The sequence below is a fragment of the Proteus sp. G3927 genome (assembly GCF_963894685.1).
In the GTDB taxonomy this organism is placed as follows: Bacteria; Pseudomonadota; Gammaproteobacteria; order Enterobacterales; family Enterobacteriaceae; genus Proteus; species Proteus mirabilis.
Map to the genome: position 1 here is coordinate 17,994 of NZ_CAWQGX010000027.1, position 14,147 is coordinate 32,140.

The window sequence follows — 14,147 nt, forward strand, 5'->3', positions numbered from 1 at the left end:
CTTACGACCTCTCTTTAAAATAGATATAAATGGAATTTAAATTTCAGCGATAAAACAAACCAATAAGTGATCCAAAAAAAAGCCGACTATCAAAGTCGGCTTAATCATTATTTTGTACCAAATATCTTATCACCCGCATCACCAAGGCCTGGGACAATGTACCCATGCTCATTAAGATGCTTATCAATCGATGCAGTATATAACTCAACATCAGGATGAGCTTCTTCTAATGCTTTGATCCCCTCAGGCGCAGCCACTAACACTAAAACTTTAATTGAAGTACAGCCTGAATTTTTTAATAAATCAATTGTGGCAATCATAGAGCCACCAGTTGCTAACATTGGGTCAACAACAAGTGCCATACGTTCTTCAATATGAGAGGCTAGTTTCTGGAAGTAAGGGACGGGCTTTAAGGTTTCTTCATCGCGGTAAACACCAACTACACTGATCCGGGCGCTAGGAATATTTTCTAATACTCCATCCATCATCCCAAGACCGGCACGGAGGATAGGTACAACAGTAATTTTTTTTCCTTTAATCTGTTCTATCTCAACCGGGCCACACCAACCTTCAATTGTTACCGTCTCTGTTTCTAAATCGGCGGTAGCTTCATACGTCAGTAGACTGGAAACTTCTGAAGCCAATTCACGAAAGCGTTTAGTGCTTATATCATGATCTCGCATCAGCCCCAATTTATGTTGAATGAGTGGGTGTTTTACCTCAACGATCTTCATAATTTCTCCTAATGTACGACGCAGCCAGACAAAAAAATCGCGAGATTATACCGCTTTTTTAGTGACTTTCCATCGTTTTTCTATTGATATTGATCAATCGCACAGCTTTTAACCACACTAACATGAATAATTGTGATCTAAAAAGAAGATCCTCGCAAACGTTTGCTTTGCCTGTTAGAATAGCCACCGCACACATTTTTTCTTAACAGCAACTTGCCGTGAGGGCTAGACGTGACTAACAAATCCTCTCTCAGCTATAAAGATGCCGGTGTCGATATTGATGCAGGTAATGCTTTAGTCGATCGTATTAAAAGTGTAGTAAAAGAAACTCGCCGTCCTGAAGTTATGGGGGGTTTAGGTGGTTTTGGTGCATTATGCGCTATTCCCACTAAATACCGCGAACCTATTTTAGTGTCAGGCACTGACGGTGTCGGTACTAAACTTCGCCTTGCGATGGACTTAAATCGCCACGATGATATTGGTATCGATTTAGTCGCAATGTGTGTTAACGATTTAATCGTTCAAGGTGCTGAGCCTCTCTTCTTTCTTGACTACTATGCCACAGGCAAGTTAGATGTCGATACTGCCGCACGGGTTGTAACGGGTATCGCTGAAGGTTGTAAGCAATCCGGCTGTGCCTTAGTGGGTGGCGAAACAGCGGAAATGCCCGGCATGTATCATGGTAACGATTATGATATCGCCGGTTTTTGTGTTGGTGTCGTTGAAAAATCACAGATTATCGATGGTAGCAAAGTTAAAGCGGGTGATGCATTAATTGCTCTCGCTTCAAGTGGCCCTCATTCTAATGGCTATTCACTGATCAGAAAAATTCTTGAAGTCAGTGGTACCTGTGCTGAAACTACCCCATTAGGTGATACATCACTGGCTGATAAACTCTTAGCGCCAACCCGTATTTATGTAAAATCACTGCTTTCATTAATTGAAAACGTTGATATTCACGCAGTGGCACATATTACTGGCGGTGGATTTTGGGAAAATATTCCGCGCGTGCTACCTGAAAATACGCAAGCTCGTATTAATAGCCAAAGTTGGCAGTGGCCTGAGGTCTTTAACTGGCTACAACAGGCAGGTAATGTCAGCACTCATGAAATGTATCGTACCTTTAACTGTGGTGTCGGCTTATTAATCGCTGTGAGCCAAGCTGATGTTGAAAAAACGCTATCACATCTTAATGCCTGTGGTGAAAAGGCATGGTTAATTGGTGATATTGCCCCGCAAGCAGCGGGTGATGCACAAGTGGTTATCAATTAGTAAAGTACCCCCATGAAAAATATAGTGGTCCTGATCTCAGGAAATGGTAGCAACCTACAGGCGATTATTGACGCCTGTAGGGCGCATAAAATCGCAGGCCAAGTTGTAGCTGTTTTCAGCAATAAAGCACAAGCTTATGGGCTTGAACGAGCGAGGCAAGCGGATATCCCTGCTTACTTTATCGATCCGGCTGATTATCCTGATAGAGAAGCTTATGATAAAGCGTTAATCACTCAAATTGATGGCTATCAGCCTGATATTGTGGTTCTTGCTGGCTTTATGCGTATTTTATCGCCGTTATTTGTCAACCATTATCAGCATAAGTTATTAAATATTCATCCCTCTTTACTTCCCAAATATCCCGGTCTGCATACACATAAACAAGTTATTGAGAATAAAGATGCTTTTCATGGTACTACCGTACACTTTGTCACGGAAGAATTAGACGGTGGTCCGATGATCATTCAAGCGCGTATTCCCGTCTCGCCTGATGATACCGAACAAAGTTTGCAAGCAAAAATACAAACACAAGAGTATCGCATTTATCCTCTCGCAATTAGTTGGTTAGCAGAAGAGAGATTAAAAATGATAGATAATCGGGCGCTACTTGATGGTAATGTTCTGTTTGACAATCTTGATTAACGGTTTCACTTAAGATAAAAAGTCACTTTGTGCTACACTGTAGCCCGCGGTGACTTTTATTGTGTCACCCTTTTCTCTTTTTATTCAATGCATTTTCACCGAGGTGCTTATGTCCGGTGGTAAGAAAGTTCCACCTATAAAATTACGTCCTCTCGAAAGAGAAGACCTTCCTTTTGTCCATAAACTTGATAATAATGCTAGCGTTATGCGCTACTGGTTTGAAGAGCCTTATGAAGCTTTTATTGAGTTAAGCGACCTATATGAAAAACATATTCACGACCAAAGCGAACGACGTTTTATTGCTGAAAGTGAAGGCACAAAAGTCGGTTTAGTTGAGCTGGTTGAAATTGATTATGTTCATCGTCGTGCTGAGTTTCAAATCATTATCGCCCCTGCTCATCAAGGCCATGGTTATGCAGCCCGCGCGGCAAAGTTAGCGATGGACTACGCTTTTTCTGTACTTAATTTATACAAACTCTATTTAATCGTCGATAAAGAGAATGCTAAAGCGATTCATATTTATGAAAAGCTTGGCTTTAAGAAAGAAGGTGATTTAATAGATGAGTTTTTTGTTAATGGCTCTTACCGTTCTGCGATTAGAATGTGTACATTCCAAGCCCCTTATTTTGAACAAAAAGCCAAAGCAGCAAGACCGGAAAATTTTGTTAAACCGGGTGCAACGATAAAACAATATGTCTGATTAATTCAGATAATAAGATTTAACTTTAACCCATGTTGGAGTTCAGATGTCCCAAGAACGACTCTATATTGATAAAGAGATCAGCTGGCTTGCGTTTAACGAGCGAGTATTGCAAGAGGCGGCAGATAAACGTAACCCGCTAATCGAAAGGGTCAGGTTTTTGGGGATCTATTCAAATAATCTTGATGAGTTTTATAAAGTTCGCTTTGCGGATGTAAAACGGCGTATTTTAATTAATGAGGAGCGCGGCTCACGCTCTGGCTCTAGTCACGCTCGTCATTTAATCAAAAAAATCCAATCTAAAGTTGCCAAAGCCGACCAAGAATTCGACGCACTGTATAACGACTTGCTTTTAGAAATGGCGCGTAATCAGATTTTTTTAATCAATGAACGGCAAATCTCACCTAATCAACAAATTTGGTTACGCCAATATTTTCGCCAAAACTTAAGAAAACATATCACGCCGATCCTTATCAACCCTGAAACTAATTTGGTTGAGTTTTTAAAAGATGACTACACATATTTAGCCGTTGAAATTGCTCAGGGGCAAACTATTCACTACGCTTTGTTAGAGATCCCCTCAGATAAAGTCCCTCGTTTTGTTATTTTGCCCACAGAACAAGGCCGAGGTAAGAAAAAGTCAATGATCTTGCTGGATAATATCTTACGCTATTGTCTTGATGAGATTTTTAAAGGCTTCTTTGACTATGATTCTTTAAATGCTTATTCCATGAAAATGACACGTGATGCTGAATATGATTTAGCCACGGAAATGGAATCCAGCTTATTAGAAATGATGTCATCTACCTTAAAACAACGTCTTACCGCTGAGCCTGTTCGTTTTGTCTATCAACGTGATATGCCCGATGAAATGGTTGCTTTACTGCGTAGCAAATTAGGTTTATCTAATAATGACTCGGTCATTGCTGGTGGGCGTTATCACAACTTTAAAGACTTTATTAATTTTCCTAATGAGGGTAGTAAGTTTCTATTAAATAAACCTATTCCTCGTTTACGCCATGTTTGGTTTGATAATTTCCGTAATGGCTTTGATGCAATTCGTGAACGTGATGTGTTACTTTATTATCCTTATCATACCTTTGAGCATGTATTAGAATTATTACGCCAAGCGTCTTTTGATCCCAGTGTCATTTCAATAAAAATCAATATCTATCGCGTAGCAAAAGACTCTCGGATTATCGATTCGATGATCCACGCCGCCCACAATGGTAAGCGTGTCACTGTGGTCGTTGAATTACAAGCTCGCTTTGATGAAGCCGCGAATATACATTGGGCTAAACGCTTAACCGAAGCTGGCGTCCACGTTATCTTTTCAGCACCCGGCTTAAAAATTCATGCGAAATTATTTATTATTTCTCGTTTGGAAGAAGGCGAAATCATTCGCTATGCGCATATTGGTACTGGGAATTTTAATGAAAAAACTGCACGCCTTTATACCGACTATTCTCTGTTAACCGCGAATACAGAAATTAATAATGAAGTACGTCGAGTGTTCAATTTTATTGAAAACCCTTATCGTCCGGTGACTTTTGAACATTTAATGGTATCACCGCAAAACTCACGTATTTTGTTAAACCAGTTGATCACAAATGAAATTCACAATGCTCAAGCGGGGCACCCTGCGGGTATTACCTTAAAAGTTAACAATTTAGTCGATGAAGAGTTAGTTAATCGTCTTTATGATGCCTCACAAGCAGGTGTTAAAATCCGCCTATTAGTACGCGGTATGTGCTCTTTAGTCCCTAATCAGCCCGATTTTAGTGAAAATATTCAGGTCACCAGTATTGTTGACCGCTTTTTAGAGCATGATCGTGTTTATGTCTTTACCAATAAAGGGGATGAGAAAATTTTCCTATCATCCGCAGACTGGATGACTCGTAACCTTGATTATCGTATTGAAGTTGCCGTACCACTACTCGACCCTCAGCTAAAACAGCGTATTTTGGATATTCTTGAGATCCAGTTTAATGATACTGTAAAAGCACGATATTTAGATAAAGATCTAACAAATAGCTATGTTCCTCGAGGAAATAAACGTAAGATCCGCGCCCAACTTGCTGTATATGAATACCTTAAATCATTAGAACAACCAGGATCACGAGCGTAATCAATGCCTTTATTACAAGATGACTCTTCTTCACCACGTCCTTTAGAAATTGCGGCTATAGACCTTGGTTCTAATAGTTTTCATATGATCATAGCCCGTGTTGTCAATGGTGCCTTACAGGTATTAAGTCGTTTAAAACAACGGGTATATCTTGCCGATGGCCTTGATGATAATGATAAACTCAGTGAAGAAGCAATGTTGCGGGGGCTTTCTGCACTTTCCCTTTTTGCTGAAAGGTTACAGGGATTTCCAGCAGAAAATGTCACTGTGGTCGGTACACATACGTTACGGGTTGCTAGCAATGCCAAAGTCTTTTTGCAACGCGCAAAAGAGGTGATGCCCTATCCTATTGAAATTATTTCTGGTCACGAAGAAGCACGCCTGATCTTTATGGGCGTTGAGCATACGCAATCTGAAAAAGGGCGTAAGCTAGTGATTGATATTGGTGGAGGCTCTACCGAATTAGTGATCGGAGAAAATTTTGAACCCATCTTGATCGAAAGCCAGCGTATGGGGTGTGTCAGCTTTAGCCGCCAATTTTTCCCGAACCAAAAAATTAGCGAATCCGCTTTTCGTAAAGCTCGCGAAAAAGCAGCACGTAAAATGGAAAAAATTGCTTGGCAATATAAAATGACCGGCTGGGATGTCGCATTAGGCGCATCGGGTACTATCAAGGCTGCACATGAAATTTTGGTTGAATTTGGTGAAAAAGATGGTGTGATCACCCCTGAACGCCTATTAATGTTGACCAAACAGGTACTACGGTTTAAAAAATTTAAGGATATCACCCTACCGGGATTATCCGATGAACGTAAACACAGTTTTGTACCTGGTTTAGCCATTTTATGCGGTATTTTCGATACCCTAGGCTTAAAGGCTCTCCATTTATCTGATGGTGCATTACGTGAAGGTGTATTGTATGAAATGGAAGGCCGTTTTCGTCATCAAGATATTCGCCAGCGTACCGCCAAAAGCCTTGCTGAACACTATAATATCGATCGTGAACAAGCTAAGCGCGTCCTCACCACAATGCAATCACTGTATGCTCAGTGGGCGGAACAAAATCCTAAACTGGTTCGTCCTGATCTAGAAGCGATTTTAGTATGGGCGGTGATGTTGCATGAAGTGGGATTAAGTATCAATTTAAGTGGTTTGCATCGTCATTCTGCTTATATTCTTTCGAATACAGATCTACCCGGTTTTAATCAAGAACAACAACAATTATTAACTACATTAGTTCGTTATCATCGCAAAGCAATTAAGTTTGATGAGTTACCTAAATTTAATCTATATAAAAAGAAACAGTATTATCCATTAGTACAAATACTTAGGTTAGCAACACTACTTAATAATCAGCGTCAATCAACCACTAAACCGGTTTCTTTACGTTTAGTGACCGATGATAATCACTGGACACTCTATTTTCCTAAAAATTATCTTGCCGATAACACATTGATGGAATTGGATTTAGAAAAAGAACAGGAGCATTGGCAGGCCGTTCCAGGCTGGAAACTGGATATAAAAGAGGAATCTGCTTAACAATATGATATTATACAGAAAAAGACGCGGTATAATGCGTCTTTTGTTGCATTTATCATACAACAACTATCACATAACAACGTAAGGTTTGATTTGTGACGATAATATGAAAATACCCAATGTAATATTTTCAAGATCGCTATTTTTTTATATGGAGAAGACCGATAATCATCCTAAAATGGAATAATGAATACTAATGGTTATCTCCCTCGTAAGAATTAAAAAGGAATAACATGTCTCAATCAGCTATCAATAATGATACTGCGGCTGCCATCAATCCATATTCACAAAAAGTGGCACACCTGCGTCAACAAATTCTGAACATCTTTCTTGAAGATGACCGTTTTGTTGAAACAGTGTTAGGTGAAGCAAGTGAAAGTGATAGGCTGAGCCACCATGAACTTCATGAAAAAATCACCACTGTTAGAGAATTACTACAAGATCTACACGCGGCAGATATTGCAGATATTCTTGAAGCCCTTCCCTATGATGAACGTTTAGCCCTATGGCATTTGGTTGATAATAATGAGCGTGGTGCGGTTTTAGTCGAAGCCTCTGTCGCCGTTTGGGACAGCCTAATTAAAGATATGACGGATCGTGAATTATTACGCTCAGTCGCTTCTTTGCATGTGGATGAACAGGCCTATATTGCGGAGCATTTACCCCGTGATACCATGCGTCGTCTTTTGACCTATTTAGAACCAAGTCTGCGTAATAGGATCAGAGAAGTCCTGCAATATCCGAAGGATAGTGTTGGACAGATGATGGATTTTGAGTTTGTCACCGTGCGTGGCAACGTAACATTAAAAACGGTTCAACGTTATTTACGCCAACGTGGCTCTATTCCTGAAGCCACGGATAAAATTTTCGTTATTGATAATGCCAATCATCTGTTAGGTGAATTACCCTTAACCACAGTATTAACCCAGTCGCCGGATAAACGGGTCTCTGATGTCATGAAAACCGATACTGTCAGCTTTATGCCCGAAGAGAAAGGCGAAGATGCAGCGGGTGCGTTCGAACGTTATGACTTAATTTCGGCTGCAGTTGTTGATAGTAATGGCCTGTTAATGGGACGTTTAACCGTTGAAGATATCGTCGATAATATGCATGAAGAGAGCGATACCAACATTCGTCGTATGGGGGGGTTAAGCCCAGAAGAGGATGTATTCGCCCCTGTCGGGCAAGCGGTTAAAACACGTTGGACATGGCTTGCTATCAACTTATGTACTGCTTTTGTCGCTTCTCGTGTTATCGGTGTGTTTGAGCATACCATTTCCCAATTAGTCGCCTTAGCAACTTTAATGCCCATTGTTGCAGGTATTGGGGGAAATACCGGTAACCAAACCATTACTATGATTGTGCGTGCATTAGCACTACATCAAATTCAGACTGGTAGTTTCTCGTTCTTAATTTTAAGAGAGTTAGGTGTTGCCCTTATCAACGGTATTGTTTGGGGGGGAATAATGGGAGTTGTAACTTACTTCCTTTATGGTGATGTTGCGATGGGCGCCGTAATGACAATGGCCATGGTACTCAACCTATTAATGGCTGCCTTGATGGGAGTATTAATACCGATGACCATGATAAAACTGGGTAAAGATCCGGCTATTGGCTCAAGTGTGATGATCACCGCGATCACCGATACTGGTGGCTTCTTTATTTTCTTAGGCCTAGCCACTATTTTCTTAGTTTAACAAAACAGATAAAAACGCCACTGTAGAGTACATCACAGTGGCGTTTTTGTTTTTATAGACTTTTTTAGGCTGTTGTTGAAAGAAAGTAATAGACCAGTAGTAATGCGACAACAAGCGATACCATAAACGTTCTTCTTACCGCAACACTGACTGATAAATTATCTTGTTGCAGACTCCCATACAGCGTTTTTTTTAGTAGCAGACTACTAGCTAAAGCGACAACAAACACAGATGCAAATAGCACAATCGCGGCTAACAACACCGCACTTATCGAAATTGAATTCATCATTCCCCCCCTGCTATATCCACCGACATCTGATGTAATTATAACCAGATAATGACGCTTTGAGATGATTTTTGCTGTTTTTCCCTATTTATCATTTAACTATTTAAAATCTATATTTTAAATAAAAATGCGTAACCACGCTTACAATAACCATATTGATTGACATTTAATATCAATAATTTTCAATTTTAAGAAATTTAAAACCAACGAATAGCTAGGTTTATTTTAGATGAATACCCTAAAAATAATGCCAATAACAGGTTATATTGCTACAAAACATCAATGTTTATTAATTAATAATCTAATTATTATTTAATTAACAAGAAATAATAAATTAAAATAACGCTAATTTTATTATTTAATTCAATTTAGAAAAATTGAAATGATATTCAATAAATAGTTTTTTTAACCATAACTAATAAATGAAAATAAAGGTAAGAACAAAACCTCTAATTTTATTAAAAAACTACACAAGAAAATAAAAACCGTCCTAAAAATCACAAAACAAACAAAACTTAGCATTAAAAACTACAGATGCTCACAATGACAACTTATCGAATTGTTTTATTTTATGCTCTTTACTTCATAAAGAGCTTCCTGATATAACTATTTACATCATTACAATATTATTCTTTCTTGTATAAAAGACGATAAATAACTTTTTAACGTTATTTATTGCCACCTTTGTGATCAACTTTTTTAAGAATTTTATTGATGGTTTGGTTATTTACTCTTTTTTATCACGATGATTAATATAGGTTGTTATTATGACATCACAATCACACTCCACTCAGCCGTTGAGTCAACCTACGGCAAGACCTTTAAACCGCAACGACTATAAAACGTTGGGTTTATCCTCACTAGGAGGAACATTGGAGTTCTATGATTTCGTGATCTTCGTGTTCTTTACGAAAACATTGAGCCATTTATTCTTTCCTGGTGATAACGCTTTTATCGCTCAGATGCAGACATTAGGTATTTTTGCTGCCGGTTATCTTGCTCGTCCTTTAGGTGGCATCATTATGGCTCACTATGGCGATATTATCGGCCGTAAACGTATGTTTACCTTAAGTATCTTTTTAATGGCTGTACCTACTTTGGTGATTGGCTTATTACCTACCTATGCCAGCATCGGTGTGGCTGCACCGTTATTACTGTTATTGATGCGTATTATGCAAGGAGCGGCTATCGGTGGTGAAATGCCCGGGGCTTGGGTATTTATTGCCGAACACACCCCGAAACAGCGTTATGGCTTAGGGGTGGGTACCTTAACATCCGGTATTACTGGTGGCATCTTATTAGGCTCTATCGTCGCTATTATTGTACAACGCAGCTATAGCGCTCAAGAAGTGAATGATTTTGCATGGCGAATTCCCTTTATTTTAGGTGGCATATTTGGCTTGATCTCGGTTTATTTACGTCGTTTTTTACAAGAAACACCTATCTTTAAAGAGATGGCGGCTAAAAAAGCCTTAGCACAAGAAATGCCTGTGGTTTCGGTTATCAAAAACCATAAACAAGCCTGCTTAATTACTGCAGCATTAACATGGTCTTTATCTACAGCTATTGTTGTTACTATTTTGATGACACCCAGTGTCATTGTTGAAGGGATCTACAAAATAGACAGAACAACATCGTTAGAAGCTAACTGTGTTGCCACCTTAACGCTGACCTTAGGATGTATCTTCTGGGGCTGGTTGGGTGATAAATTAGGAACCCGTGCATCCATGACCTTATCATGGGGTGGATTAATTGTTACTGCATTCCATTTTTATGGAAGCTTAGATGCCAATATGTCTGGTATCCAATTAGCATTTAACTATGGTTTGATGGGCTTTTTTGTCGGTGCAATTGCCACAACGCCAATTGTGAGTACTAGAGCATTTCCTCCTTCAATTCGTTTTTCTGGCCTCTCTTTTGCTTATAATATGGCCTATGCCGTATTTGGTGGCTTAACGCCAATGTTAACGGGCGCTTGGTTGGAAAAAACGGCAATGGCAGGAGCTTATTATGTTGCAGCTGTTTCTGCATTAGCCATTGTTATCGCATTCTTACCTTTAGCTTATAAAGGCTGGATCGCGGTAAACACCAGCTCACGGGAAAAAGAGATAGCGTTGCAAGTTGATAAAGTCGCTAGTTAATCGTTGCTAGCAAGAAATATTTTACTCTCCTTAGAATTTATTATTCACAACAACACCACCCTAATAGGTGGTGTTGTTGCATCAATATAATTAATCTAATCACTGTAGTTTATCTGAATTTAATCTTGTTATATATCAATCAATTGATAAGATTGTAAAAAAGAAAATTTTCCGCAAAATTGGCCCTATCAAGACATTACAGGACTTGAGATCATTACTGAAACATTACATTTTAAGATCAACGATAATGAGTAGATTTTTATTAGTTTGAAATATGTTTTCCAAAAAGTTTAGCTTGATGAATAATTTCTTGCATTTGTTCACTCATGCGTCCATATTTTTTAAGCGCATCAATAACATTAATATCTTGTTCATCCTCAAAAAAATACATACTCGTTAAAAATGATACTTTTGTTGTTGAGCTTAAACTATCCAATAAAATTAAGATCTCATCTAATCCATCCACTAATCGATTACCATCAAATTGAAAAATAGGTAATCGATATTCTCCTCCCACTTTAACCGCTAATAGTTTATTAGCCTTTAACCGATTATTAATCGTTTGACGTTTTACTCCCAAAATAGCTGCAGCTTGGCTAGCTCTACATGTGCCTCCAAGCTCTTTTAGCCGTTCAGAAAACTTAATAGCGCCTTCGTTTAAACGGGCTATTTTACGTTGTTCTCTTGGTGAAATTGCAGACGAACGTATCAGTTGAGTTTCAAAAATTAACTGAGCCAATTCGTTATCACTCATTTTTAAAGCACTTGCTAAACTTTTCTTCTCTGCTAATTCATTAACCAATTCTTTTGTAAGAACAGTCATTCTTTCTAGAACAGCCACTCTCTCTACCGATAATTGTTGTGATGTTCGTTTTTGTATTACGCTGTTCATACCCACCTCTCTTTTACATTTTATTCATTATATAGTGAGTAAAGTGTATAAAACAAGTATAAATAAAAAACAACATTATCAAGTACTATAGATATTTTTTGTTAAAATTAACTTTATTTTTAAATAGATATAAAAAAGGATGCCCTAGAGCATCCTTTTATTGTCAGACAATAAATTTCACATATTACTGTGTCATTTTACTCAGCATAGGGGCAGTAAATAGCATTAACAGTGCAATAACACCTGTTACGATACCTATTTGTAAAAATACACTGCTATATATTTCTAATGAAGCGTGTGCATTTTGTACGTCTTCAGGAACAGCCATTAAGCTTGCCACTTTACCAGCAATAATTGCAGCTGCCGCAGATGTTAAGAACCATGCGCCCATAATAAAGCCCATTAAACGCTGTGGCACTAGTTGGGCCACCATCGCAAGACCTAATCCTGAGATCATCAGCTCACCAATACTTTGAAAGCCATAACTGGCAACAAGCCACCATGATGAAACGATACCGGCTTCATTTGCCATACTCGCCCCCAATGGTAATACTAAGAATGCAGTTGCACTCAAAAACATTCCCACTGTGAATTTATAAGGCATGGGTAATTTATCACCCATAAAGTTATATATAGCAGCCAATAATGGACTAGCTAGCATGATCCAAAATGGGTTAAGTGATTGAAATTGCTCTGGCTCAACACTAAAGCCTAAAATAGCGTGTTCAACATTATGGATCGCAAAAAAGTTTAATGATGTTGGCATTTGATCATAAAGAACAAAAAATACCACGGCTTCCACCATCAGTAAGAAAGCGACGATCATTTTACGCCGTGCAACCCCTTTCATCATAAAAGTTTCACGGGCAAAAATCAGGATAATACCTAATGAAATAATCGCTAAAGACCATGTTGCCACTTCATTATTATGTAATAACCACGTTGATACTGCCGTTAAAGCAACAATCCCCACCAGCGTTAATAACAGTTTCAGGTAGTTTAGTGGCTCAAAGTCAGGCCTAGAGCCTTTATCTTTGATCCAACCGCGACATAGCATAAAGTTTGCCAGTGTGATCAACATCCCCACCACACTTAATGCGAAAGCGACATCCCAACCATAATTCGCCGCTAACCATGGTGTCGCTAACATGGATAAAAATGATCCCACATTAATCGACATATAGTACATGGTAAATGCACCATCTAATTGTGGATCATCTTTCTCATAACAGGTGGCTAATAAAGAGGAAGGGTTGGCTTTAAATAAACCATTACCCACCGCAATAGTGGCTAAACCCCAGTAAATCATATCTTTATCATGATCGGAGAAAGCAACCATGGCATAACCAATTGCCAGCACAATAGCCCCTAGGACAATAACCCTTTTTGTCCCGAGAATTTTATCGCCAAGCCAGCCACCAATTGCCACAAAGCCATAAACTAATGCGGTAAATGCGGCAAAAACAGTGATAGCTTCCGCCTCACTCATACCCAGCATTTTAACCAGATAAACGGCCATGATCCCTTGTAAGCCGTAATATCCAAAACGTTCCCATAATTCGATTGAGAAGATGAGATAAAATGCACGAGGCTGTTTAAACGCATTCAGACTCGGTTTCTGTTCATCTTCAGGTGTGTTTGCAGTTGACACTAAAAACCTCTAGTTATTCTATTATGCCCTTATTTTTGGGCTGCTTTTACCAAAAACATTATGATTCAAGACAGAGTTAAAGCGCGGTGTTATTCATACTGAATTGTTATTCTTAATAAAGAGTTCAATACAGAGAAAAACAAGGTTGGCATTCTATCACCGGAAAGAATAATTATCTAAGAATTATAACTAACTATTGCGTTTTATCATAGTTGACGCCATTTGTACAAAATAGTTATGCGTTCAAAAAATCAACAAACAAAATAACTCACTGATTATTAATCATTTATTTTATGCTGGTTTATTCATCATCACTATATAAAAATAAAGTGCGCCGAGATAGCTAGCTAGAAATCGTTTTTCTCTTTATAAAAAAGAGATAACTCCAGCATATTATTGCTAAGTGACAACAACTGATTAGAATATAATCAATAAACACATTCCTTGACTCAATTTTCATATTTC

Annotated in this window: 11 protein-coding genes; 7 read left to right on the plus strand and 4 right to left on the minus strand. The window is 38.6% G+C overall.

The genetic code is table 11. The features are described from left to right. Nucleotides 1–107 precede the first annotated feature (107 nt). The gene (gene upp / locus AACV00_RS09590) at nt 108–734 is read right to left on the minus strand and encodes a uracil phosphoribosyltransferase (RefSeq protein ID WP_004248287.1); all 627 of its coding nucleotides are present in this window, start codon (nt 732–734) and stop codon (nt 108–110) included. Nucleotides 735–965: 231 nt separating this feature from the next. On the opposite strand from upp, the gene purM reads away from it, so the two are divergent. From purM to mgtE, 6 genes are all read left to right on the plus strand, one after another. After that, entirely contained in the window at nt 966–2,006 is a 1,041-nt protein-coding gene (purM, locus tag AACV00_RS09595; RefSeq protein WP_143475612.1) for a phosphoribosylformylglycinamidine cyclo-ligase, read from the plus strand. Between the two features lie 12 nt (nt 2,007–2,018). Next, nucleotides 2,019–2,648, plus strand: coding sequence for a phosphoribosylglycinamide formyltransferase (gene purN, locus AACV00_RS09600; protein ID WP_049210118.1), 630 nt, complete (start codon nt 2,019–2,021; stop codon nt 2,646–2,648). A 109-nt stretch (nt 2,649–2,757) separates the two neighbouring features. Beyond that, nucleotides 2,758–3,348, plus strand: a complete 591-nt coding sequence (gene speG / locus AACV00_RS09605; protein WP_004243436.1) for a spermidine N1-acetyltransferase — start codon at nt 2,758–2,760, stop codon at nt 3,346–3,348. Between the two features lie 46 nt (nt 3,349–3,394). After that, nucleotides 3,395–5,476 (plus strand): polyphosphate kinase 1, encoded by a 2,082-nt coding sequence (gene ppk1, locus AACV00_RS09610; protein WP_004243437.1) that lies wholly within the window; start codon nt 3,395–3,397, stop codon nt 5,474–5,476. A 3-nt stretch (nt 5,477–5,479) separates the two neighbouring features. Beyond that, nucleotides 5,480–7,015 (plus strand): exopolyphosphatase, encoded by a 1,536-nt coding sequence (gene ppx / locus AACV00_RS09615; protein ID WP_004243438.1) that lies wholly within the window; start codon nt 5,480–5,482, stop codon nt 7,013–7,015. Between the two features lie 233 nt (nt 7,016–7,248). Then, nucleotides 7,249–8,712 (plus strand): magnesium transporter, encoded by a 1,464-nt coding sequence (mgtE, locus tag AACV00_RS09620; protein WP_012368037.1) that lies wholly within the window; start codon nt 7,249–7,251, stop codon nt 8,710–8,712. Between the two features lie 64 nt (nt 8,713–8,776). On the opposite strand, the gene AACV00_RS09625 is transcribed toward mgtE, so the two are convergent. Continuing rightward, a complete protein-coding gene (locus AACV00_RS09625) occupies nt 8,777–9,001 on the minus strand; it encodes a hypothetical protein (protein ID WP_232504911.1) in 225 nt (74 codons plus the stop codon). Between the two features lie 764 nt (nt 9,002–9,765). Here AACV00_RS09625 and AACV00_RS09630 point away from each other — a divergent pair. Further along, a complete protein-coding gene (locus AACV00_RS09630; RefSeq protein WP_004248292.1) occupies nt 9,766–11,139 on the plus strand; it encodes an MFS transporter in 1,374 nt (457 codons plus the stop codon). Nucleotides 11,140–11,401: 262 nt separating this feature from the next. On the opposite strand, the gene AACV00_RS09635 is transcribed toward AACV00_RS09630, so the two are convergent. Together AACV00_RS09635 and dtpA are read right to left on the minus strand one after the other, a co-directional pair. Next, nucleotides 11,402–12,031 (minus strand): helix-turn-helix domain-containing protein, encoded by a 630-nt coding sequence (locus AACV00_RS09635; RefSeq protein WP_004248294.1) that lies wholly within the window; start codon nt 12,029–12,031, stop codon nt 11,402–11,404. Between the two features lie 184 nt (nt 12,032–12,215). Then, nucleotides 12,216–13,682, minus strand: a complete 1,467-nt coding sequence (gene dtpA / locus AACV00_RS09640) for a dipeptide/tripeptide permease DtpA (RefSeq protein ID WP_004243443.1) — start codon at nt 13,680–13,682, stop codon at nt 12,216–12,218. Nucleotides 13,683–14,147 lie beyond the last annotated feature (465 nt).

Excerpts from the sequence above, each read along its gene's own strand:
- speG (WP_004243436.1), top strand. The coding sequence starts at position 2,758 with ATGTCCGGTGGTAAGAAAGTTCCACCTATAAAATTACGTCCTCTCGAA.
- ppx (WP_004243438.1), top strand. The coding sequence starts at position 5,480 with ATGCCTTTATTACAAGATGACTCTTCTTCACCACGTCCTTTAGAAATT.
- purN (WP_049210118.1), top strand. The coding sequence starts at position 2,019 with ATGAAAAATATAGTGGTCCTGATCTCAGGAAATGGTAGCAACCTACAG.
- AACV00_RS09625 (WP_232504911.1), bottom strand. The coding sequence starts at position 9,001 with ATGATGAATTCAATTTCGATAAGTGCGGTGTTGTTAGCCGCGATTGTG.
- AACV00_RS09630 (WP_004248292.1), top strand. The coding sequence starts at position 9,766 with ATGACATCACAATCACACTCCACTCAGCCGTTGAGTCAACCTACGGCA.
- AACV00_RS09635 (WP_004248294.1), bottom strand. The coding sequence starts at position 12,031 with ATGAACAGCGTAATACAAAAACGAACATCACAACAATTATCGGTAGAG.
- upp (WP_004248287.1), bottom strand. The coding sequence starts at position 734 with ATGAAGATCGTTGAGGTAAAACACCCACTCATTCAACATAAATTGGGG.
- ppk1 (WP_004243437.1), top strand. The coding sequence starts at position 3,395 with ATGTCCCAAGAACGACTCTATATTGATAAAGAGATCAGCTGGCTTGCG.
- mgtE (WP_012368037.1), top strand. The coding sequence starts at position 7,249 with ATGTCTCAATCAGCTATCAATAATGATACTGCGGCTGCCATCAATCCA.